The 23,419-nt window shown below is 61.4% G+C and carries 20 protein-coding genes; 6 read left to right on the top strand and 14 right to left on the bottom strand.

Translation table 11 applies throughout. From position 1 onward, the window contains the following. The first annotated feature begins 486 nt into the window (after window positions 1-486). Window positions 487-1,890 (top strand): XAC2610-related protein, encoded by a 1,404-nt coding sequence (locus tag HRH33_RS14705; protein WP_167417050.1) that lies wholly within the window; start codon window positions 487-489, stop codon window positions 1,888-1,890. A 42-nt stretch (window positions 1,891-1,932) separates the two neighbouring features. Here the strand turns inward: HRH33_RS14705 and HRH33_RS14700 are convergent, their stop codons facing one another. Beyond that, window positions 1,933-3,498 (bottom strand): methyl-accepting chemotaxis protein, encoded by a 1,566-nt coding sequence (locus tag HRH33_RS14700; RefSeq protein WP_167417051.1) that lies wholly within the window; start codon window positions 3,496-3,498, stop codon window positions 1,933-1,935. Between the two features lie 163 nt (window positions 3,499-3,661). On the opposite strand from HRH33_RS14700, the gene HRH33_RS14695 reads away from it, so the two are divergent. Together HRH33_RS14695 and HRH33_RS14690 are read left to right on the top strand one after the other, a co-directional pair. After that, entirely contained in the window at window positions 3,662-5,860 is a 2,199-nt protein-coding gene (locus HRH33_RS14695; RefSeq protein ID WP_167417052.1) for an OsmC domain/YcaO domain-containing protein, read from the top strand. Window positions 5,861-6,092: 232 nt separating this feature from the next. Beyond that, on the top strand, window positions 6,093-7,130 hold the full coding sequence (locus HRH33_RS14690) for an IS110 family RNA-guided transposase (protein ID WP_031891578.1): 1,038 nt from the start codon (window positions 6,093-6,095) through the stop codon (window positions 7,128-7,130). A gap of 582 nt (window positions 7,131-7,712) precedes the next feature. Here the strand turns inward: HRH33_RS14690 and HRH33_RS14685 are convergent. The 4 genes from HRH33_RS14685 to HRH33_RS14670 form a co-directional block, all read right to left on the bottom strand. Continuing rightward, entirely contained in the window at window positions 7,713-9,104 is a 1,392-nt protein-coding gene (locus tag HRH33_RS14685; protein WP_167417053.1) for a hypothetical protein, read from the bottom strand. A gap of 58 nt (window positions 9,105-9,162) precedes the next feature. Continuing rightward, the gene (locus HRH33_RS14680) at window positions 9,163-9,645 is read right to left on the bottom strand and encodes a VOC family protein (protein WP_167417054.1); all 483 of its coding nucleotides are present in this window, start codon (window positions 9,643-9,645) and stop codon (window positions 9,163-9,165) included. Between the two features lie 47 nt (window positions 9,646-9,692). Continuing rightward, window positions 9,693-10,313, bottom strand: coding sequence for a LysE family translocator (locus tag HRH33_RS14675; RefSeq protein WP_123479867.1), 621 nt, complete (start codon window positions 10,311-10,313; stop codon window positions 9,693-9,695). Between the two features lie 79 nt (window positions 10,314-10,392). Then, window positions 10,393-10,911 (bottom strand): GNAT family N-acetyltransferase, encoded by a 519-nt coding sequence (locus tag HRH33_RS14670; RefSeq protein ID WP_167417055.1) that lies wholly within the window; start codon window positions 10,909-10,911, stop codon window positions 10,393-10,395. A 226-nt stretch (window positions 10,912-11,137) separates the two neighbouring features. Here HRH33_RS14670 and HRH33_RS14665 point away from each other — a divergent pair, with 226 nt between their 5' ends. The 3 genes from HRH33_RS14665 (at window position 11,138) to HRH33_RS14660 (ending at window position 12,581) form a co-directional block, all read left to right on the top strand. After that, window positions 11,138-11,989, top strand: coding sequence for a prohibitin family protein (locus tag HRH33_RS14665; protein WP_375139324.1), 852 nt, complete (start codon window positions 11,138-11,140; stop codon window positions 11,987-11,989). Window positions 11,990-12,083: 94 nt separating this feature from the next. Continuing rightward, window positions 12,084-12,233: a hypothetical protein gene (locus HRH33_RS26315; protein ID WP_207711210.1), complete on the top strand. Its 150-nt coding sequence runs from the start codon at window positions 12,084-12,086 to the stop codon at window positions 12,231-12,233. A gap of 6 nt (window positions 12,234-12,239) precedes the next feature. Then, window positions 12,240-12,581, top strand: coding sequence for a DUF2867 domain-containing protein (locus HRH33_RS14660; RefSeq protein ID WP_279287785.1), 342 nt, complete (start codon window positions 12,240-12,242; stop codon window positions 12,579-12,581). 40 nt (window positions 12,582-12,621) lie between these two features. Here HRH33_RS14660 and HRH33_RS14655 read toward each other — a convergent pair whose 3' ends face one another. From HRH33_RS14655 to HRH33_RS14615, 9 genes are all read right to left on the bottom strand, one after another. After that, complete coding sequence (locus HRH33_RS14655) at window positions 12,622-14,781, bottom strand: TonB-dependent siderophore receptor (protein WP_167417056.1); 2,160 nt, start codon at window positions 14,779-14,781, stop codon at window positions 12,622-12,624. A 230-nt stretch (window positions 14,782-15,011) separates the two neighbouring features. After that, a complete protein-coding gene (locus HRH33_RS14650) occupies window positions 15,012-15,497 on the bottom strand; it encodes a cytochrome P460 family protein (RefSeq protein ID WP_167417057.1) in 486 nt (161 codons plus the stop codon). Further along, window positions 15,497-16,531: an alpha/beta fold hydrolase gene (locus HRH33_RS14645; RefSeq protein ID WP_167417058.1), complete on the bottom strand. Its 1,035-nt coding sequence runs from the start codon at window positions 16,529-16,531 to the stop codon at window positions 15,497-15,499. The genes HRH33_RS14650 and HRH33_RS14645 overlap by 1 nt, the downstream gene beginning before the upstream one ends. A gap of 138 nt (window positions 16,532-16,669) precedes the next feature. Further along, a complete protein-coding gene (locus tag HRH33_RS14640; RefSeq protein ID WP_167417059.1) occupies window positions 16,670-19,231 on the bottom strand; it encodes an autotransporter family protein in 2,562 nt (853 codons plus the stop codon). 244 nt (window positions 19,232-19,475) lie between these two features. After that, complete coding sequence (locus HRH33_RS14635; protein WP_167417060.1) at window positions 19,476-20,237, bottom strand: PIG-L deacetylase family protein; 762 nt, start codon at window positions 20,235-20,237, stop codon at window positions 19,476-19,478. A gap of 176 nt (window positions 20,238-20,413) precedes the next feature. Beyond that, window positions 20,414-21,073, bottom strand: a complete 660-nt coding sequence (locus tag HRH33_RS14630) for a glycosyltransferase family 2 protein (RefSeq protein ID WP_167417061.1) — start codon at window positions 21,071-21,073, stop codon at window positions 20,414-20,416. Then, entirely contained in the window at window positions 21,070-21,669 is a 600-nt protein-coding gene (locus tag HRH33_RS14625; protein WP_167417062.1) for an SAM-dependent methyltransferase, read from the bottom strand. Before HRH33_RS14625 ends, HRH33_RS14630 begins: the two co-directional genes overlap by 4 nt. Then, window positions 21,666-22,424, bottom strand: a complete 759-nt coding sequence (locus HRH33_RS14620; protein WP_167417063.1) for a PIG-L deacetylase family protein — start codon at window positions 22,422-22,424, stop codon at window positions 21,666-21,668. Before HRH33_RS14620 ends, HRH33_RS14625 begins: the two co-directional genes overlap by 4 nt. Continuing rightward, window positions 22,421-23,419 carry an acyl-CoA dehydrogenase family protein gene (locus HRH33_RS14615; protein WP_167417064.1) on the bottom strand — a complete coding sequence of 333 codons (999 nt, stop codon included), beginning with the start codon at window positions 23,417-23,419 and terminating at the stop codon, window positions 22,421-22,423. The genes HRH33_RS14620 and HRH33_RS14615 overlap by 4 nt, the downstream gene beginning before the upstream one ends.

Below are 23,419 nucleotides of genomic sequence, written 5' to 3'. Positions count from 1 at the left end.
CTGCTGAACCTAGCCTTTGAAACACAATGAGCCCAGACAGCACAGAGCCAAATGTGGGAGGGGGCTTGCCCCCGATCAGGCTGGCTCAGTAATGGATAAGCCAGCTGACACGCCGCCATCGGGGGCAAGCCCCCTCCCACAGTTTTTATCTGTGCCGGGCTTGGTGTCGGGGGGGGCGGAGCTGGACTGCTGAACCTAGCCTTTGAAACACAATGAGCCCAGACAGCATAGAGCCCAATGTGGGAGGGGGCTTGCCCCCGATCAGGCTGGCTCAGTAATGGATAAGCCAGCTGACACGCCGCCATCGGGGGCAAGCCCCCTCCCACAGTTTTATCTGTGTCGGACTTGTTGTCGGCTAACGGTTCCATGGCATCCCCTTCGCGTCAGAAGCACGCAACATAGCAGCGCACCCGCGCGCATCAACAGCGATTTGTTCACGGTTTGCCTTTACACTGCGGCCCCCGGATTTCAGCAAGGATGCTTTACATGCGTTCGCTCGTCAGCGCAGTGCTTGTCTCTACGATGTTCGCGGCCACGGCCATGGCCGAACCCCGCTCGTTTTCGCTGAATGACCCCAGCGGCCAGTTTCTTGTCGAAGTGCTGTTCCCGGATGTGCCGCAGGACTTGCAGCAACTGGCGCCGGCGCTGATCACGCTGCGCGACAAAACCTCCCTGGCGATCCTCCAGCAGTTTTCCACACCCGCCGCCGGAGTGCCGCTCGATATCAACGGCAAGACCCTGGACTGGCGCCTGGTCGGCGAAGACGGCGTGGTGTATTTCGCCGATATTGACCTGGACGGCCGCCAGGACCTGGCGATTCGCAACGGCGACGGCGCCGATGCAGGCTTTCAGTCGAACTACGATGTGTACCTGCAAGACCCCCAGCAACCGCGCTGGGTGCTCAACCGCCCCCTCACGGACCTGGCTAACGAAACCTCCGGCGGCATGTTCTCGGTCACCCCTAAGGACGGCATCATCCATTCGCAGACCGACCGTGGCTGCTGCTGGACCCGCGCCAGCCGTTGGCAAATGCGCAACGGCGAGCTGGTGCGACTCAGCGCCTATACGCAACAAGAAGTCCCCGCCAGCGACGATGACGACACCAGCATGCCCAAGGGCTACATGCTGCGCACCACTGGCGAATGGAAGGACGGCCAATGGCACGAAACCCCTCGACTGGAAGGGCCGGTCAACGAAGACCCACAGATGCTCGCCGGCACCCTCAACGGCAAGATCCCGGTGCAGCTCTGGTATCAGCAGCAAGGCGAGGTACTGATCGGCGAAGTGCGCTACACCAAAAGTGGCAGTGGCAAGCCGATCAAACTGGTGGGGTCGATGGGCGACTACGACGACAAACCCTTCGTTTACCTGCACGAATCGACCGAGGATGGGCATCAGACCGGCACCTGGCAGATCACCCGCGCTGGCGTCGAACCGTTCGATTACAGCGGTGCCTGGGTCAGCAGCGGCAAGAAGGGCGCGTCTGAGTTGACGGTGCAACTGCACGCCGTGGACCGCGAGCCGGAGTACGCCAAGTACGGCGACGTGGCCCGCGACCAACGCAGCGGCCACTATCAGATGCGCGACGACTACCTGGGTCGCGACGGTGACCTCGACCTGAAGATCCTGCCGCAGCGCGACGCCCAAGGCCGGGAAGTGGCTGAATTCAGCGTGACCCTCAACGACACCGGCACCGGCAAACCCATTGTCACCACGCAACAGCGTGTGCCGATGGAAACCGACAACCTGATCATCGTGCGCGCACCCCTGGCCGCCAAAGGCACTGGCCCGTACCACATTCAGTTGGTAAAAGATTTTGCGGTGATCAAGCACAACGCGGAGCCGGACTTCCCCGACTACCTGACGGGGATGTATCGCCGGCAGCCTTGACGCTGCCTTGGATGCATCCCCGCGCACCGCTGCAGGTTTGGCCTAGCGATTGAACCGCTCAACCAACGCGTACTGAGTCGACGCGGTGTCGGTCAGCTCCTTGCTCAGGGTTGTCGATTGACGGGCCTGCACCGAGGTCTGATCGGCCAGCTCGGCAATGGTGGTGATATTGCGGCTGATCTCTTCGGCCACCGCGCTTTGCTCCTCGGTGGCGGCGGCGATCTGGGTGGTCATGTCGGTGATATGGGACACCGCTTCACTGATGCCTACCAATGCCTGGTCGGCCTCCAGCACCCACGCCACGCCTTCCTGGGCTTGGCGCTGGCCGTTCTGCATGCTTTGCACGGCGTTGTTGGAGGACGCCTGCAACTGCGTGATCAGCCCATGGATCTGAGTGGTCGATTGCGTGGTGCGCTGGGCCAGCTGACGGACTTCGTCGGCCACTACGGCAAAGCCGCGCCCCTGTTCACCGGCGCGGGCTGCTTCGATGGCGGCGTTGAGGGCCAGCAGGTTGGTCTGGTCGGCGATGCCTTTGATCACATCGACCACGCTGCCGATTTCATCGCTGTCGCGGGCCAGTTGCGCCACGGTGACGCCGGTCTCGCCGACCACCGCCGACAAACGCTCAATGGCCTGGCGAGTATCGCGCGCCACGTCGCGGCCACGGCCGGTCAATACGTTGGCTTGCTGGGTAGCGTCGGCGGTGCGTTGCACATGGCTGGCGACCTCCTGGGTGGTGGCGGCCATCTGATTGACGGCGGCCGAGACCTGTTCGGTCTCCACGCGCTGACGGTCCAGGCCCCGGGAGCTGGCGGAAGCCAGTTGGTCGGACTGACCGGCCAGGGTGCTGAGTTGTTCGGCACTGTCCTGCAAGCGGGTGAGGCACGTTTTCAGGCGTGCGTTCTGGCTCTGGAAGGCGGTTTCCAAACGTGCCTGCGGGCCGCGAGCGTCGCTGTACATCTGCGCGATCAACGCATCCGAGGTGGACGGCTCGACCCCTTGCAGCAGGCGCAAGGTGCTGCCATGGCGGGCGCTCGAACAAAGCAGGCCGATGGGCACCGCCACCGTCACGGCGACCGCGACCGCCACTGGCGCACTGAGAAACAACCCGGCCAGGCTGCCGGCAATACCGCTGGCCATATAGGGCACGCAGCTCAATAGATGGGGCAGCCAGGCGTCCTGGCGCGGTACAGCGGTTTTGCCTTGGCTGATCCGTTGATAGAGGGCCTGGGCGCGGCGGATTTCATCGGCAGTGGGCTTGACCCGCACCGACTCGAAACCGACCACCCGGCTGCCGTCGAATATCGGTGTGACGTAGGCGTTGACCCAATAATGGTCGCCGTTCTTCGAGCGGTTCTTGACGATGCCCATCCAGGGCAAGCCCTGTTTGAGCGCGCTCCACATGTGCGCGAATACGGCCGGCGGTACGTCGGGGTGACGCACGATGTTCTGGGGCGCACCGATCAGATCGTCACGTTCAAAGCCGCTGATTTCGACAAAGGCATCGTTGCAGTAAGTGATCATGCCCTGCACATCGGTGGCGGAGATGAGTTTCTGCTGCGGCGCGAGGGAAATCTCGCGTTGTGTTACGGGCTGATTGTTGCGCATTCGGACTACTCCCTGGTTGCGCCCACTCCATCGGCGGCAAGTCACAAAAAGTTAATATTCATTTGGCAATTGATCCGCCGCTGGTCAAAAGCCTGAAACTTCCCGAGGAAAAACCCCATAATGGCGGCCATTTTTGTTTAGCCCGTTATTCTGGTGTGCCCGCATGGAAATTAAGGTCAACTTTCTCGACAACCTCCGGCTTGAAGCCAAGTTCGATGACTTCACGGTGATTGCCGACCAGCCCATTCGCTACAAAGGCGATGGCTCGGCCCCGGGCCCCTTCGATTATTTCCTGGCGTCGTCGGCGCTATGTGCGGCGTACTTCGTGAAGCTGTACTGCCAGACGCGCAATATCCCCACCGAAAATATCCGCTTGTCGCAGAACAACATCGTCGACCCGGAAAACCGCTACAACCAGATTTTCAAGATTCAGGTCGAGTTGCCGGCGGACATCTCCGATAAGGACCGTCAAGGCATCCTGCGTTCCATTGACCGTTGCACCGTGAAGAAAGTGGTGCAGGCCGGGCCGCAATTCGTGATCGAAGAAGTAGACAACCTCGACGCCGACGCCCAGGCCTTGTTGATGCCCAGCGCGTTGTCCGACGGCGGTACCTATATCGCCGGTAAGGACCTGCCGCTGGAACAGACCATCGCCAATATGTCCGGCATCCTGGCTGACCTGGGCATGAAGATTGAAATCGCGTCGTGGCGCAATATCGTGCCGAACGTGTGGTCGCTGCATATCCGCGATGCTCACTCGCCGATGTGCTTCACCAACGGCAAGGGCGCGACCAAAGAGAGCGCTCTGGCATCGGCCCTGGGCGAGTTCATCGAGCGGCTCAACTGCAACTTCTTCTATAACGACCAGTTCTGGGGCGAAGAGCTGGCCAACGCGGCGTTCGTGCATTACCCCGATGAGCGCTGGTTCCAGCCCGGCCCGAACGATGAACTGCCGCCGGAAATCCTCGACGCCTATTGCCTGAAGGTCTACAACCGCGATGGCGAACTGCGTGGCTCGCACCTGTTCGACACCAACTCCGGCAACGAGGCGCGCGGCATCGTATCGCTGCCGTTCGTGCGTCGCTCCGATGATGAGGTGGTGTATTTCCCGTCCAACCTGATTGAAAACCTCTACCTCAGTAACGGCATGAGCGCTGGTAACACCTTGGCCGAAGCCCAGGTGCAGTGCCTGTCGGAGATCTTCGAGCGGGCGGTGAAGCGCGAAATCATCGAAGGCGAATTCGCCCTGCCGGACGTGCCTGCCGAGGTGCTGGCCAAGTACCCGAACATCCTGGCGGGTATTCAGGGTTTGGAGGCCCAGGGTTTTCCGGTGCTGGTCAAAGACGCGTCCTTGGGCGGTGAGTTCCCGGTGATGTGCGTGACCCTGATGAACCCACGCACCGGCGGCGTGTTCGCTTCGTTCGGCGCACACCCGAGTCTGGAAGTGGCGCTGGAGCGCAGCCTCACCGAACTGCTGCAAGGCCGCAGTTTCGAAGGCCTGAACGACCTGCCGCAGCCGACCTTCGAAGGCCAGGCAGTGACCGAACCAAACAACTTCGTCGAACACTTTATCGACTCCAGCGGCGTGGTGTCGTGGCGCTTCTTCAGTGCGCAGTCGGATTACGAGTTTGTCGAATGGGACTTCTCCGGCCAGGGTGAAAATTCCAACGCCGAGGAGGCCGCGACGCTGTTCGGCATTCTCGACAACATGGGTAAAGAGTCCTACATGGCGGTGTACGAACACCTCGGCGCCACGGCCTGTCGGATTCTGGTACCGGACTATTCGGAAATCTATCCGGTGGAAGATCTGATCTGGGACAACACCAACAAGGCCCTGTTTTTCCGCGCCGATATCCTCAACCTGCACCGCTTGGACGACGCAGAACTTGAGGCGTTGGTTGAGCGCTTGATCGAAAGCGAATTGGACGATTACACCGACATCACTACCCTGATCGGCATTGAGTTCGACGACAACACCGCGTGGGGCCAACTGACCATCCTGGAACTGAAACTGCTGATCTTCCTCGCCTTGCGCCAATACGAAGAGGCCAAGGAGTGCGTGGAGATGTTCCTGCAATACAACGACAACACCGCCGAGCGCGGGTTGTTCTACCAGGCGCTCAACGCCGTGCTGGAGATGGAACTGGACGACGATCTGGAACTGGCGGACTACGAAGTTAACTTCCGGCGCATGTTCGGCGACGAACGCATGGACGCCGTGATCGGCTCGGTCAACGGCAGCGTGCGCTTCCATGGCCTGACCCCGACCAGCATGAAGCTCGAAGGGCTGGACCGGCATTTGCGCCTGATCGACAGCTATAAAAAACTGCATAGCGCGCGAGCGGCGGTGTCCATCCGATAAGCCTTTTGCGCAGTTTGCTCACCAAAGAAAGCAGGCGCGCCGCAATGAGTGTGTCTTGCCCCGATTCCTTGTGGTCAGCATAAAGATAGGTGGCACCGCGCTTCCCTGTGGTCAGCATAAAGATTGGTGGTACCGCGCCACCCTGTGGTAATGGAATGGACGCCCCCTTCCTAACGGCATCTATGTGCCAAAGTTAAAGTGTTACCCACACTTAGCGGAAGGGAGCGTCCTCATGCAGCTTACGACTGTTTCGGTTGACTTGGCAAAAAACGTGTTTCAACTTCACGCGATCGATCAACAAGGAAAAACAGCGCTAAGGAAGCAGCTTAAACGTGAGCAGGTTGTCCCTTTTTTTGCCAACCTGGAGCCCTGCCTAGTGGGCATGGAGGCATGTGGCGGAGCCCACTATTGGGCAAGAAAACTGCAGGCACTTGGTCATACGGTCAAGTTAATGGCTCCGCAATTTGTGAAGCCCTACGTGAAGTCGAACAAAAACGATGTAGCTGACGCAGAAGCGATCTGTGAAGCCGTTACTCGGCCCAACATGCGCTTTGTGCCGATCAAGACGGTAGAGCAGCAAGCTATTTTGGCGGTGCATTGCGCACGGCAAGGGTTTGTAAAGGCCAGAACGGCACAAGCTAATTCGATTCGTGGGCTCCTTGGAGAATTTGGCGTGGTCTTGCCTCAGGGCATTCGACATATCGTCGAGCGTTTGCCGGATATTTTGGAAGATCATGAAAACGCTCTTCCTGGATCGTTACGCCAACTGATGCAGCGCTTGATGGAGCATTTCAAAGAGCTGGATCGACAGGTCGTCGAGTTGGAACGAGAGATTCAACAATGGCATCGCAGCAATGAAGGCAGCTGCCGCCTGGCAGAAATCCCAGGCGTTGGCCCGCTCACTGCAACCGCGCTAGTGGCGTCAGTGGGTGACGCGAAAAACTTCAGTAACGGTCGGCAAATGGCGGCATGGTTGGGGTTAGTGCCGCGACAACACTCCAGCGGAGGCAAGCCCACGTTGTTGGGGATCAGTAAACGGGGCGATGGTTATTTACGCACCTTGCTGATTCATGGCGCACGCTCGATGGTTCGAGTGGTGGAGAGCAAGACAGATCCTTCGGCGGATTGGCTGAAGGGGTTATTGGCTCGTCGTCACACCAACGTTGCTGTCGTTGCACAGGCTAATAAAACGGCCCGGATAGCCTGGGCATTATTGGCCCATGGCACCAAGTTCCGACCCGACTACACCCCCGACGTAACGGTGGCGTAGCCGGCCCGGTGAAATGAAAAAGTGATGCGTTAGAAGGAGTACTTCCAAGGTTGCTCAGGCGATCATGACGTGATGGCAAGACAGGTAGGACCGGGATCGGGTAACTCTGCCCTGCTCACAGCGCTTCGAGCGCGTTGTGGTGATAAGAGCCCGATCAGCGAATTCCATCAGGGACAGAGGCACCGCCTCACTTAAAGTCCGGATGTATGGCTGCAACCTTATCCCGTCTGTGTTTTCACGAATTGAGTGCTTGGCATACTGGGGGCGTCCATGTATGAGCAAGCTTGCTTGCGCTGGGCTGCGCAGCGGCCCCAAAACCAGGCGGTGGGTTTGACCTGAAAGGACGCGGTGGGTGGGAGAGGGCTGCTGCGCAGCCCAGCGCGGGGCAAGCCCGCTCACCACAGAAGTCCTGCTTACCACAAAAGGTCTGTTCACCACAGAAGTCCTGCTCGGCAAAAGAACCCAGTCAGCACAAGAAACCGCTCAGCAAAGATTGCTGGCACCGCGCTTCCCTGTGGTGAGCAAGCTTGCTTGCGCTGGGCTGCGCAGCGGCCCCAAAGGCAGGCGCTGAAGTGTTACCTGTTATTCGAACTTATCGATGCGTGTATCGGCGTAGAAAAACTCGTTCTTATCCGTGCTCGATTCGTAGAAGTAGGCGTAATCATTCAGGTAGTACACATGTTCGACGCGGTTGTACTTATCGTCATCGGTGCGGCATGCCAAGGCCTTGGCATTCCCCAGCAGGTTGGGGTTGAGTTCGCGGGCCGGCAATTCGCGTTCGACGACGCAGCGGTTGATCTGCACCTTGTTATAGCTGCCCACCAGGCTGTTGAGTGTCGAGCGGGTGGTCTGGTAGACCACGGTTTCGCCGACCGGCAGGGCCTGCCAATTGCCGGTCAAGCTCAACTGCGTCAAGGTCGAGCTTTCCGCCATGCCGGTGCCGCCGTAGGTTGTCTTCGACACCAGCGAGACCAGGTTGCGCCAGCTCACCGACTGGGACTCATAGCCTTCGCCGCGATGGACGATCTGCAGTTGACCACTGGCCTTGTCCTGGCTGATGAAGTGCTCGCTGGTGCTGTTGGACGTCTTGCCTTTGAGAGTCGATGTGCCGGTAAAGTGCACGTACTTCAAGGTACGCGCCGGCTTGTCCTGGTTGAAGGGCGCAAGCGCGGCCAGTACCTGGGGATGCACCGACGACAGGGCGATGATCGCCGGTGCTTTCAGGCGCGGCTTGAAGGGTTCCAGCGTGGCGATTTTCTCGGGGGTGACACACACGGTATTGAACAGCCGCGCATAGTCGGCGTCGCCGCCGGCGATAGGCTGTGGCGTGGGGAAGCTGTCGACCCGGCCATCGCTCACGCGGTTGCGCACGTCCAGATCGTAGCCGGCCAGCTCCTTGTATGTGCCATTGGCGCAAGACACCGCAAAGTGCTCGCGTTTTTGCGCATAAGGTGCGTCGTAGGGCAGGTCATTGAGCACCGTCGGGTTATCGAAAGCGGCCCAGAAACGGGTTTCACCCTGCACAGTCGTGACGCTGGCGGCGTCGAGCAGTACCCAGTTATCGCGCGCATCTTTGCTGACCAGGCGCCAGTCGGGCTTGGGCGTTTCAGCACAGGCGCGGATAAATGTCTGGTTGGCGGCCAAGGTGGCATACAGCGTGTCAGACAGCTTGCGCGCCTCGGTATAGCGCCCGGCTTTGAGCGGGTACACGCGTTGGGAACCATCGAGGTACAGCAGGTGCAATTGCTTGGACGAGCACGCCGCTTCGAACTGCATGGTACGCCGCACGCCGCCGGTAGCGTCGGGCATCAGCAGCTCGAAGCTGAGCAAGTCGCCTTCGCGCACGATGCTGTTCTCCACCAATGGTTGAGCCAGGGTGTCGGCGAGCATCTGCTCGACTTTGCCGGACTGGGTGGCACAACCGGACAGGGTGGCGATGCCACCGGCCAGCAACACAGAAGTCAAAACGCGCACAAGAACCTCATTGAGTCCATTCGGGGATGCCAGGGTGACGGCCGCCGGGGGTGAATCTTTAGGTTTTTTTCACGGCCGCTTCGATGGCAGCAATGTCGATCTTGCCCATGCCCATCATCGCGTCAAAGGCACGCTTGGCGGTGGCCGCGTCGGGGTGGGCGATCGCCTGGGTCAACGCCCGCGGTGTGATCTGCCACGACACTCCCCACTTATCCTTGCACCATCCGCAGGCACTGGCCTGACCGCCGTTGTCGATGATCGCGTGCCAATAGCGATCGGTCTCGGCCTGATCATCCGTGGCCACCTGGAACGAAAATGCCTCGGTTTGAGGAAATATCGGCCCGCCGTTCAGCCCCAGGCACGGGAGGCCCATCACGGTGAACTCTACCGTCAGCACATCGCCTTGCTTGCCCGACGGGTAGTCGCCCGGTGCTTTGTGTATGGCGTCTACGCTGCTGTTTGGAAAAGTCTTGGCGTAAAAGCGCGCCGCCTCTTCGGCCGTGCCGTTGTACCAGAGGCAGAGGGTGTTTTTGCTGGGCATGCTCGTTCTCCACAGTGAAGGGGTGGAGATAGTCTAGACCACGTACTTCAAGCCCTGCGGGCCATCAGCAGCACGGATGCCGCCGCCGACAACAACCCCGCGCAACAGCGATTGAACAGCCGTTTGCCCCGTGGCTCGGCAAACCAGCGACGCAGATGCAGGCCCATATAGGCGTAGAGGCAGATGGCAATCCATTCCAGTCCCAGGAACAGCGCTCCGAGCACGGCAAACTGCGCTGTAATAGGCTGGTTGGGCACTACAAATTGCGGGAGGAAGGCGGTGAAAATCAGGATGGCTTTGGGGTTGCCCGCCGCAACCAGAAATTCCTGACGCGCCAACGCCCACGTACCGACTTTGGTGGTTGCTGAGTCTACTGGCGCTTCGGGATTGGCGCGCCATAGCTGAAACGCCAGATAGAACAGATACGCCGCGCCGAGAATCTTGATCCCGTAGAACAACAGCTCCGAGGTTTGCAGCACCACTGCCAAGCCCGCAGAGGCCAGCGCGATCATCGCGGCGAATGCCAGCAGGCGGCCGACGCCAGCCAGGCATGAGGTGCGATAGCCGTAGCGGGTCGAGTTGCTGACCGACAGCAGGTTGTTCGGGCCGGGCGCCATGTTCAGCGCAAAGCAGGCGGGGATGAAGAGGGCGAGGGTGGCGAGGTCCATGGCGGCTCCAGGTGCAGGTGAGCGGGCAGCGTTGAGGATAAGGGCAGGTGGGCCGGCCCGACAATTGTTTGAAGACCTTTCAGGTGGGTAACTGCAAGCCGTACCTTACCTCTCCCAGCTTGACGCCACCGCGCTCAAGCGGACGCTGGCTGCCGATTTCCTCTATACAGCCCACCCGGCGATAAAAGCGCCGAGCCCGTTCGTTACCGCTCAGGACCCAAAGTGTCAGGCGCTCAAACCCCTGCGCCTTCAGCGCTCGCACACCGGCGTTCCACAAGGCCAGCCCGACGCCGGTGTGCCAATGGCCGGCGGCGACGTAAAGGGCTTCGACCTCACCCACATTGCCCCCGACACAATCTTCGTCACGGCTGGCGCCCACGCAGATCCAACCTACAACCTGCTCGTGCAGTTGCGCCACCCATACGCTCGATTCTCCCAACTCAAGCGCGCGCCGCCAGTTGGATTCGCGATGAGCCAGGGTTGCGTCCAGTGAATCCAAGTAGTGGGCAGGCATCAGGTCACGATAGGCGTGCTGCCAACTGTTGATATGCACCTGGGCAATGGCCCGAGCGTCAGAGGGCAGTGCTTTGCGAATCATTGATCGGCTCCTGGTGCGGACATGTATTTCTAGCGGGGTATTTCAATAGGCCGTCCGTCGATGACGGAATAACGCGGGCTTGGGGCAAGCACTACGCGCAGTTTCAGGACTGTGACGCTGCTATCAGTACTGCAAATTTGCCTGGTTATCACCCCACTTGGGGCGCGGTTCAGGGTATCGTGCCGCCAATTTAACGAAGGGACGCGACGTTTCGATGAACAATAAAATGGTTACTTATGCCGCTGCAGCGGTGGGGTTGGTCGTGGTGGTGTCTCTGGCCACCAGTTGGTTCACGGTCGATGAGACCGAGCGGGGTGTGCTGTTGCGTAACGGCGCGATGATAGGCGTGGTGGAGCCGGGCCTGTCGTTCAAGCTGCCGTTCATTGAGTCGGTGCGGTTTATCAGCATTCAAAGCCAGGCTACCCAGTACGCCAACCTCCAGGCGTACAGCAAGGACCAGCAGACCGCCAAGTTGCAGGTCTCGGTGTCCTGGCACATCCCTACCAGCGATGTCGCCAAGGTGTACACCAGTTACAAGGACTTGGATGGCGTGCGTGACCGCCTGATCGCCCGTCAGGTGCCGACCCAGGTGGAAAACGTGTTTGGCCAGTACAACGCAGTGTCGGCGGTGCAGAATCGCGGCAAATTTGTCGCAGATGTGACCAAGGCCATCCGCGATTCGGTGGTCGGGCCAGTGGTGATCGACAGCGTACAGATCGAGAACATCGACTTCAGCGATGACTACGAACGTTCGATTGCCTTGCGCATGAAAGCCGAAGTGGAAGTCAAAACCCGCGAGCAAATGCTGCAGACCGAGCAGGTGCAGGCGCAGATCCGGGTGACCCAGGCCCAAGCCGAGGCCGACTCGCAATTGGCCCAGGCCAAGGCGGATGCTGAGTCCACGCGCTTGCGCGGCAACGCCGAAGCCGACGCGATCCAGGCCCGCGCCAAGGCCCTGGCCAGCAACCAGAACCTGATCGAGCTGACCAAGGCCGAGCGCTGGAATGGCGTACTGCCGACCACCATGCTGCCAAACAGTACGGTGCCGTTTATCGACGCCAAGCAGGTCGATCGATAATGTTTTGAATGTGGGAGGGGGCTTGCCCCCGATGGCGCCCGGACTGCCGACCACGCTCACGACTCAGCTGCATTCATTCAGGGAAACCCCTCACATGACCTTGCTTGCCCGGCCTATCGATCCACCGCCAGAAAGCCTGATCCGTGACTGGTACGCGAACGCGCAGTTGCTTGATAGTTTTGTCGTGCCTATCGACGCGGCTGACGTCTCCATCAATGACCTCGTCGTACGCGCCTTGGGTTAGCCGCCTGTGTGGTTCAAGGTGCTAATCTCGATCCGCGATGGTGTGATGGGGCCGTTGGGCGTGCGGACCTCCGGCGAGGTGCGTCGCGCCCATTCGGATAAAGCCCATATCGACTTTTTCCCGGTGCTGGAGCAGACCGCTGACGAGATGGTGCTGGGGGAAAATGACAGCCACCTGGATTTTCGTCTTTCGCTGCTTCGACGACGCGACGAGCGCGGTGAAGTGCTGATCGCCACGACGGCGGTACACACCCACAACCGGCTGGGGCGTATCTACATTCTGCTGATTCGCCCGTTTCACAAGCTGGTGGTGCGGGCAACGCTGATGCGTTGCCGCCGTCAGCGCTAGCGCCGGCGGGGGTGCCCGCCGACGCGTGTTGCCTGGAGCCTCAGAAACTGTACTTGGCCGTCAGCATCATGTTGCGCGGGTTGCCGTAGGCATCGCCGCCGTAGCTCGCGGAGTTGGCGATGGTGGAGTAGTAGCGCCGGTCGAAGATGTTGTTGGCGTTGACCTGCAGGTCGAGGTGGTCGTTGACCTTGTAGCCGGCCATCAAGTCGGTGACGGCGTAGGCGCCTTGTTGCAGGCGATAGGTGCTGCCGTTGGCCAACGGGATATCGTTGTACAGGCGGCTCTGCCAGGAGATGTTGCCGCCCACCCGCAGTTTTTCCAGCGGACCCTGGAAGTTGTAGCGGGTGGTCAGCTTGAACAGGTGTTCCGGGACGTCGGTGTCGAACTGTTTGTTGACCGACTGCGGCTTGGCGTCGTCCTTGATGGTGTGGGTGCGTGCGTAGGTGTAGCCACCGCCGACCTGCCAGTTTTCGGTCAATGCGCCTTGCAGTTCGAAGTCGATACCCTGGCTGCGGATCTCGCCGGAGGCTTCGTAGCATGAGGCCTGCGGGCAGTTCGGCACCACCACCTGCACGCCGCGGTTTTCCTGGTCGATGCGGAACAGCGCAACGCTAGCGTTCAGCGCGCCGCCCAGGTATTCGCCCTTGATGCCGACCTCATAGTTCTTGCCGACAATGGGCTTGAGCGGCGCGGCGCCGGTGTCCTTTTCTTTTTGCGGGGTGAAGATGTCGCTATAGCTGACGTACACCGAGTGGTGATCGTCCAGCTCGTAGATCAGGCCGGCGTAGCGCGTGAGGTTACGGGTGACGTGGAAGTCGCCGTCGCCATCGCGGTTATCGTAGTCGTACCAGTCCAGGCGCCCGCCAAGGATCAACTTCAACGGGTCGGCCAGGCTCAGGCGCGTGGTGACGTAAACGCTGTCCTGGGTGGTGACTTCGCGCTGGTTGTTGGTGTGGACGAAATCCGGCTTGCCTGCGGTGAGTGGCCAGTTGAGGTCGTAGGGGCTGTAGTTGTGGGTGGTCATGTCGTAGATGCGCTTGCTCGCGCCGACCACCAGTTCATGGCTGCGCCCGAATGCCTGGAACGGGCCGCTGACAAAGGCGTCGACCCCGGCCTGGTTTTCGTCGTACTTGGCCTGGTACACCGTACGTGCCAGGGAGTTGTTGACCCAGCGCGATTGGTACGAGCCGGAAAACAGAGCGTTCTGTTCGGCATAGTTGGCGTTGACTTGCAGGTTCCAGTCATTGGCCAGGCGCTGGCGCAGTTCGGCGAAGACCGTGTTGATTTCCTGATCCTTGTTTTCCCAATCGGTGCCGGGGTTGTAGGAGCGCGGCAGGTCGAGGTGATGGCCGTCCTGGCCGATCATCGAGGCGCCCCAGAAGTAGTTGGTTTTGTCCTTCTGGTTGGAGAAGCCCAAGGTCAGGGTGGTGTCTTCGCTCAGGTCGGCTTCGGTGACAGCGTAAAACAGGCCGTGACTGTTTTCGGCCTTGTCGATAAAGCTGTTGGCGTCGCGGTACGACGTCACCACTCGGCCGCGCAGGGTGCCGCTGTCGTTGAGCGGGCTGGAAGCGTCGAGTTCGCCGCGATAATCGTCCCAACTGCCGGCTGCGCCGGTGAGGGTAACTTTCTGCTCATCCAACGGACGCTTGCGGATCATGTTGATGGCGGCTGACGGGTTGCCCGCGCCAGTGACCAGGCCAGTGGCGCCGCGCACCACTTCAACGCGGTCGAACATCGCCAGGTTCGGCTGCGCACCCACCGACGCGCCGTTGTAGCCACTGGGGATGCCGTCATACATCAGGTTATCGATGTCGAAGCCCCGGGAGGTGTAGGTCTGCCGACCAGGGCCGTCGGAGTAGTTCAGGAACAGACCAGGCGTGGCGTTGACCACGTCGTTGATGCTGGTCATCGCCTGGTCGTCCATGCGCTGACGGGTGATCACGGTGACGGCCTGCGGGGTTTCGCGCAAGGTCAGTGGCAGCTTGGTTGCGGTACTCATCGAGCCGGTGGTGTAGGACTGGGTGCCTTCGGTGGTCTGGCCCAATTGGCCTTCGCCGGAAATTTGCGTGGCGCCCAGTTCCAGCGTGGTGGCCGGTGCTTCTGCGTCGGCGGCGTAAGCCGCGTGGGTGGTGGCCAGACAGACCGCCAATGTCATCAGACTGAGTGAAAAACCATTGCCGCCGTGTGATTGCACAGACATGAAACTGACTCTCCCCGAGTGCCGTCCGTGGCTAATAAGAAATATGTTGAGAACTATTCGCGTTAGTTTGGCAGAATCGGTCTGTAGGAAAAAGCCTTAGGGAAGAATTAGTTAACGAATTTTTCACATGTTGGTGGGTGGCGTTTGGCCTCTATCGAGATGGAAAGGGCGCGAACCGCAGTGGTCGCGCCCTTGTTTTGAGAGGATTGAGATCACCCGGTTTGGCGCCTTCAGGGCGCCAGTCGGGTGAACACATAGTCGTGGTCCTTCACCAGTGCCTGATGACACGCGAAGCAGGTTTGATGCTGTGCCTCATCGGCCGGTTGGCCGTTGATGAAACGGCCAAAACCCCAGCCGCCGGTGGCGGCGTATTTCTTCGAGTCCTTGACCATAAATTGCAGCGTGGTCGCCGCGCCGGGAATCGATGCGCTTTTGAACGCCGGTGACGGTGTGTGCTTCCACGCAAGCTTGGCCAGCACGGTGCCGTCGGGGAAGGGCAGCTTGCCGTCACGGTAGGCTCTGAGAGCTGCGCTGTTGCCCAGCACCACGCGCAGTTCGTTGAGTGGTTCGGCTTCCTGGGCCGGCGCCACCAGTTCCCATTGACGATAGCCGTCGGGAATGATGACCCCGTAGATCGGCGAAGCCGCGCCCTCGGCCAATGCCAGGCTGCCGGCGCCGCCGGCCAGGGTGAGGGCGGCGATACACAGGCGCTTCATCACAAGTGATCCGCGTCGATTACCGCTTTGGCGAACGCGTCTGGCGCTTCCTGCGGCAAGTTGTGGCCGATGCCGCCGTTGATCAGGCGGAACTGATACTTGCCGGTGAACCGTTTGGCGTAGTCTTCGGGCGCCGGGTGCGGAGCGCCGTTGGCGTCGCCTTCCAGGGCGATGGTGGGCACCTTGATCGCGGGCGCCTTGGCCAGTTGCTGTTCCAGCGGCTCGTATTGGGCCTCGCCCTGTACCAGTCCCAGGCGCCAGCGGTAGTTGAACAGGGTGATTGCCACATGATCGGGGTTGTCCAGGCCCTTGGCGCTGCGGTCGAACGTGGCATCGTCGAACGCCCACTTTGGCGAGGCGGTCTGCCAGATCAACTTGGCGAAAGCGTGGGTGTTCTTCTGGTAACCGGCGGCGCCGCGCTCGGTGGCGAAGTAGAACTGATACCACCACTGCCGCTCGGCTGTGGGCGGTAATGGGTTCTGGCCGGCGGCTTGATTGCCGATCAGATAACCGCTGACCGACACCAGCGCCTTGACCCGCTCCGGCCACAGCGCCGAGACGATATCCGCCGAGCGTGCGCCCCAGTCATAGCCCCCCAGTACCGCTTGTTTGATCTTCAGCGCGTCCATGAAGTCGATCACATCCTTGGCCAGCGCCGCCGGTTGACCGTTGCGCGGGGTGGCGTCCGACAGGAACCGCGTACCGCCGTAACCTCGCGCGTAGGGGATCAGCACGCGGTAACCCTTGGCCGCGAGCAACGGCGCCACCTGCGCATAGCTGTCAATGTCATAGGGCCAGCCATGCAGCAAGATCACCGCCGGGCCATTGGCAGGGCCTACCTCGGCGTAGGCCACGTCCAACAGACCGGCCCTGATGTGCTTAAGTGCGCCCAGGGCGGAGGAGGGCGTGGTTTGCATCGGTGTGTTCAGCTCGGGCATTTCGGCCCGAGCCAGGCTGACCATGCCCAGAGGCAGCAGCGCCAAGGCCAGGACCAGGGGGTGGCGTGTGAAGCGACGGGTCGACGGGGTATACATGGTGAGCCTCCTGCGGCGGGATAGATACCTGGCGCAGAGTTGAACGCGGGGCTGTATCTGGCCTGTTTCAGGAAGCTCGCCGGGTCAAAGGTTATGTATCGCAGCGGGCCCTATACACACTGCGATACAAAGGCGCGGTCAAAACTCCATGCGCAGGCCCAGCGTGCCTTGGCGCCCATTGAAGGCATTGCTGTCCAGATTGCGGTTGTAACCGACCTCGCTGTACAGGCTGATGCCTTTGGCCACCCTTAGGCTGGCGCCGACGCTGAGGCCCAGGGTGGTGGCTTTCTGCTCGGTGTCGATGTCTGTCAGGTGGTCAAAGGTGACGGTATTCTGCCCCGCGCTGGTGTGCCACACATTGGCCCGAGCATAGGGTTCGAAGGGCATGCCGCTGACCTGGTATTTACCCCGCAGGCGTACGCCCAGGCGCGTGGTGACGCGGGTGTCGGCGTTGAAAGACACATCGGAAACCCCGTCGTTCTGCCGATCCAGCTTGGTCTTGCCGACGATCACCTGAGCCTGGGGCTCTGCAATCCAGGTGTCGTTGATCGGCAGCGGCCAACCGACTTCGGCGGAGGCGGTGACGTCGTGGCCGCGGGTCTTCATCTTCACGCCACGGTCCGATTCATTGTGGCCGTCGAAGCGCGTGCCCATCAGCACCAGATCCAAATATGCCTGGTTGGCGCCGATCAGCGTCCAGTACACGCCCAGACTGTCGCCGCGCAAGGTGGTGTTACCGGTGTCCTGGTCCTTGCGCGCGTCACTGAAGCCTTTGACGTCGCCTTTGAGGGTGCTGTGGCCGACGAAAAAGCCGGCCCGCTGCTGCATGCCGTTGTCGAGGACGCCGGCGTAGACATCGGTGCCCACCTGGAATCCGGACACGGAACTGTCCAGCGTTGGGCTGACGGTGCCGGTGTAGCTTTGTCGGCTGCTGTGGCCATATACCCGGCCCCAGCCGGCCGCGAAGGCGCCGGTTTGCTGTTGCTGAAGCTGGTCGCCCAGGCGTTCGTGATAAGTGCCCAGCATGGCCTGAACGACCTGTTGCACGGCTGGGAACAATACGGCATAAACCGACACTTCGGGGCGGTAGATGGGCAGCGGGTCGACTCCGGGGTTCGGCGGCAGCGGCGGTTCGCCAGGGATGATGCCCGGCAACGGGCCGATAATCACCGGGTCGATCGGCACCGGTGGGATGGTCGAGCGCAGGTAATAGTTTTCTGAGGTGCCCGCCGTGACGCCGCCTTTGAACAGGTAGTAATCAAAGGCGCCAGCGGACACCGGTTTGCCGAGTGTAAATGCAGTACCGCTGCTGGTGGCACCGTTGAGGGCCTGCACCACCTGGATGCCATCCTGTAACGAGGCCGCCCCTGTGCCGCCCAGGTTGGTGACGTTGATCAGCGTATTGCCCTGCATCGTGCCCTGGCTGACCACCAGTTTGTCGCTGGGCGAACCGTCGCCGCCCAGTTTGCTTTGCAACAGGAGCTGCCCCCCATTGCCGGTGTAATTGCCCTTGATGTTCAAGCTGTCGGCGGTACTGGAACTGCCGGTGCTCATATCAATGGTACCGCTGTTGGTGACATTGACGGCTTGGCCGTCGGTGAACGGCGCGATCACACCGGTGTTCACCAACAGTTGACTGGCACCGTCGATTGTCAGTTTGCCGGTGCCTGTGGCGCTGTCGCCCAAGGTGAGCGTGCCGCCTAGTGTCAACTGCGAGCCATTGTCCAACTGGATGGTTTCCCAATTGGGAAACAAGCCCGGATCGGCGGCCTTGGTGTTGTCCAAGGTCAGCGTGTCATTGCCAAGGCCACCGTCGATCAGTTGGGCAGGGGCCAGTTGTGCGTTGACCAGACCTTTGAGCAGCGCTTTATCGTCGCCATCGGCCAAGAGTACGAAAGAGTGCAGATTGCCTCCCGACCACTCGAAAGTGTCATTACCAGCGCTCATCAGTATGCGTCCGTTGACGTCGCCACCCGAGACTTCCACCCTGTCATCGCCGCCGCTGACGCTGATATTGCCCCCCACGAAGGCGGTACCCGAAATCTTGATGAGGTCTTTGCCGAAACCTGTCACCAGGTTGCCAATGATTCTGCCCCCGGACATATCGAACGTATTGTTATCCAGCTTCATGTCGACGCGGCCGATGCTGCCGCCGGACATCAAGGCGTAATCCCCATCTTCGAAAGCACCGGTGATGGTGCCGCCACTCATGCTGAACGTGTCGAATCCGTCGCCCTGAGCGAGCGACGCGACAGTGCCACCGCTCATTGCAAAATCGTCGATGCCGGCGCCCTGAGTGAAGGCTCCTCCCACGTTGCCGCCGCTGATCTGTGCTATATCCCGGCCCCCGCCCTGGCTGACCGAGCCGCTGATATCGCCGAGGATGGAGCGGAAGATATTGCTGCCGTCACCCATCGAGAGGTTGCCCGTGATACCTGCGGTAGGCCCGTTAATGTCAACCAAGTCGTTGTTGGCGCCGAACGTCACGTTACTGGTGAGTCGACCCGAGCCGCTGATGTTGAGGGTGTTGTTGCCCTCGTTATCGGTATAGCCCGGCGCGCTGCCGCTGTCGCAGGTGGAGATATCGTCGCCCGCCGTGTTGTTGATCGAGCAGGCGCCCTGAGCAGGCGGGGGCAAGGTGATCAGGGCAAAGGTTGAGACAATGCCCAAGTACAGCCAGGAACGTGTCCGTGTGCGCATGATCCGTCCTCATTCGAGAGGGGCTTGCCCCATTCGCCTGAAGGCTAGGGGCGGGTCATGCCATGACAACGGGATCAGCGATACGAGGCAGGGAATACGGGTTACCTGTTCGAAAACACCGGCCAATGCAAGGGGTTGGCATGGCTTTCTCGACTGCATCTGAGCTTGTGCAGTTTTTCCCACCTTAGTCACACATCGCGTCAGGCGCCACTGTCAGAAATAACAGGTATAGACGAGTGTCTGGCTAGGCAAACACAATCTCATAAGGCTCGCGCATCCGCTCCAGCAACACCTGCGCCAGTATCGGTGCCAGGCCAATCTGCGGGTCGCCCGCCAGCTGGCTGGCATAGGCATGGGCGGCATGGAGTTTGCGCGCCACGCTCCAGGTGTTCAGGCGCACTTTGCGCGCGCGTTGCCAGGGGATCATCGCGCTTTCAGCGGCCGGCCAATGCCAGGCCCAGACGGGCACCTCATATAACCGCGCACCCACCAGGTCGCAGGCTCTGGCCGCAGCGCGCCCGACGCTGTCGTGGTCGCTGTTGCCATCGTTGCACCAAGTGGTGAACACCACGTCGCCAGGGTGCAGGTAACGCGCGATAAATTGGCTTAGTTGCGGTTCACGGGCGGCCAGGGCGTTGTCGCTGAAGCCGCCACGGATCCACTTCAGGCTGTGCAATGGCATGCCCAAGCGGCGCAAGGCTTCAGCGCTTTCCTGAGGCCGCACCACGCTCAAGCGGCTAGCCGGCCACACTTGGGAGCCGGGGTGGCTGGCGCTGCCATCGGTCATAGAGATGAGTTGCAGCGGGTGTTCCAGGTTGCTGAGCAGTTGCAGTAAACCACCGCAGGTAAGAACTTCGTCCCCAGGGTGGGGCGCGATGATCACTACGCGGGCGCCGGGGGGCACCAAGGTGGACGGCGCGACCGGGGTAATTTGCGCCAGCTGCGGCGCACTGTTCCAGATTTGCGGAGGGCCGCGACGGCCTTCGCTCAAAGAGGCAGGCTTCATGGGTGTCACATCCTTGTCGGTTGATGCGCGGTCGTCAGCCGTTGACGGCACGACTCTCTTATTGTCACCACAGACTCCGCCGTGGTGGGTGCTTGGCAATCCAACCCTGAATTACCAGCAAGGCGTCATCAGCATAGACAAGGTTGCGGCGCTTTTCAGTGAGGCCTTAGGTTTTTTTAGGTAACCGGCAGCAGTGTCTTCAGAAAATCGCCGAAACCGCCCCGGGCGCGGGCGTCCAGGCGTGCACTGGTGATCACTTGCGGGCGGTGGCTCCACGCGATTGATGCCCCGCAGCGCTCAAGTTCGCGTACCAGATGTACGTCTTCATGGCAGGCCAAAGGCTCAAACCCTCCGGCGCGCACATAAGCACTGGCGCTTACCCCAAGGTTGGCGCCGTGGATATGCCGATGGCCGTCCCGTGCTTCGTAACCCTGGTGATAACGAATCTGGGCGGCCGGATCGAAACCCTCGCTCCAGGCATCCACCGTGACCGTGCCGCATACTGCGTCTACGTTCAACGCCAACTGCGCGGCCAGCCAGTCCGGTGCCACGCGGCTGTCGGCGTCGGTGCAGGCGATCCAGCGTGCGCCTTGATTCAACAAATGCCGCGCGCCGACGCCACGGGCATGCCCGACATTGCGCGCCTGTACCTCCAGGCACTGCACGGGGTAAGCCTGGGCGATGGTGGCGCTGGCGTCGCTGCAGCTGTCGAGCATGACCAGCACCTGCACGGGTTCGCCCAGCAAGTCCGGGTGCCGCGTGGCAATCAACGCGGCATCCAGGCAATCGGCCAACAGCGCTTGTTCGTTATGCACCGGGATCAGAATGCCGATCATCGCAAGCCCTCAAGGGTGGCGACCGAGGTACCGTCGCGGCTCCACAGGTCGAGGAGAAAATCCTGTTCTGGGTGGCTGGCCACACGGGGCATGCCCAGGCGTTGGTCCAAGATGGCATGCACCTGCTCGGCGGTTTGCGGGCAACCGTCGATGGGCGGGCGCCAATGGCAGGCGAGGATCTGCCCGTCGGCAGTCAGGCTGGCCAGCGCGCGCTCGATCACCCGATCCAAGTCATCGGCGTCCAGGTAGTAGCACAGTTCGCTGAGCACGATCAGGTCAAATTGGCCCGCCGGCCACTCTTGCGGTAAACGGCTCTGGTGCACCTGGGCATGGGTAAACCCGAGCAGCCGAGTACGCGCCAGCGCCACGGCGGCCGCGGCGGTGTCGCAACACAACAAACGATCGCCGCGCGCGGCCAGCTCAACGCTCAGCTCACCATTGGCACAGCCAGGTTCGAAGATCGAGGCGTAGCGTGGCTTGGTCAGCAAGGCCAGGGTCAGGGCGCGTTTACGCCGCTCGTACCAACGCTGACGAAAGGCCCAGGGGTCATCATTGTCGGCGAACAGTTGATCGAAATACCGGGTGGCCACACTCATACGAATACCACTTCAAAAGGTTGCAGCAAGCGTTCCACCACATAGGGGGCCAGCACCGGCGGCAAGCCGATCTGCGGATCACCCTCCAATTGGCTGGCGAACGCATGGATGGCGTGACGCTTGCGCGCCACCGCTGCACAGGTGAGGGGGATTTTGCGCGCGCGGTGCCAGGGCACCAGGGCGTCTTCGGCGGTTGCCCAGTGCCAGGTCCATACCGGCAACTCGTACAGTCGCGCGCCCACTGCTGCGGCGGCTTTGGCGCTGGCGCGGCCCACCGCTTCGTGATCGCAATGGCCGTCTTCGCGCCACGTGGTGAATAGCACGTCGGTGGGCTTGAGGTAGCGCTGTATAAACCCCACCAACTCGTCCTCCCGCGCTGCTACTTGGCTGTCGCTGAAGCCTGCGCGCAGCCATTTCAGGCTGTGCAGCGGCACCCCCAGGCGATGCAGGGCCTGGGCCGACTCCTGCGGGCGCACCACGCTCAATCGCTCCACCGGCCAACGTTGCGAGCCAGGGTGGCTGGCACTGCCGTCGGTCACCGAGATCAATTGGATCGGCCGCTCCAGCGCCGCCAGGCCCTGCAACAGCCCGCCGCACCCCAGCACTTCGTCGTCCGGATGGGGCGCGATAATCACCGCGCGATGGCCTTCCGGGACCAATTCCTCAACGCTGATAGAGGGCAACGCCGCCAGGCGCGGTGACGTCTGCCAGTGCTGCAACGGCGTGCCCTGGCCGACGATCGGGTTGGCTTTCATAGCTGCCACCTCTCGTTGGATTGACCGGCGACCCATTCGCCCAGGGCCGCCAGGTCGCGTTCGGCATGACTCTGGCGCACGTACACCGGTAGATCCGCCATCAATTGGGCCATGTGCGGGTCCTGGCAATACGGCCCGGCACCGACTGCACGGCCGACATGGCGGATCACCTGCTCGACGGCGTCCTCGATGCAGGCGCGGGCCCGTTGGGCCAGCTCCCTGGCATCGGCCTTGGGGGCGCGGTCGATGCGTTCGGCGGCGTCGCGCAACACGCAGGCGGCGGCGTGTAGCGCACTGTCCACCGCGCCCAGGTGCGCGAGAGCATGGGGTTCGGCGCGCCGCGCACAGTGTTGCTGCAGCACTTGGACCAGTTGCTGCGCCGCGCCGTACCAACACGCCGCGATACCGACGCCGCCTTGCCAGAAGCCGGGGCGGGCGAGGTAGTCGCCAGGGCCCCCTACGGCGACGCCGCTGGCATTGTCGAAGACAATCTCGACACTGCCGGTGGCCGCCATGCCCACGGCATGCCAGCCTTCATCCGTCACACACACGCCCGGTTGTTGCATGGGCACCGCCACCAATTGCTGGCGGTCCTGCTCATCCCAGGCGGTCAATAATCCATGACTGACCACCGCCGCGCCGGAGCACCAGGCTTTACGCCCGTGCACCCGCAAGCAATGGCCGTCGTGTTGTACACGCACCTTGGCCGTGGGCGGTTCGGCGGCCCATGTGCCCCAGGTACTGCCCTGGGGCGTCGGGGGGCTGCCGAATTCGGCCATGATCGCCAATGCATCGGTGTGGCCTTCGAACAACTTGCACAGGCGCAAGTCGTGCGCGGCCACATCGGCCAGACGCCTGAACCGCTCCAGGGTCTGGCCGCCGCCGGGTAGCGGCAACCGGTCCAGCCCTTGGGCCACCAAGGCCCTCAGGGCTGCGCCGAGCGCCTCGGTGTCGGCATAAGCACGGCCGCTATCCAGGCTTCCCTGCCAGTTCAT

The organism is Pseudomonas rhodesiae, assembly GCF_013285305.1.
Lineage (GTDB): Bacteria > Pseudomonadota > Gammaproteobacteria > Pseudomonadales > Pseudomonadaceae > Aquipseudomonas > Aquipseudomonas rhodesiae.
Note: the sequence above shows the minus strand (reverse complement) of the source record. Positions and strands in the feature narration are given on the sequence as shown.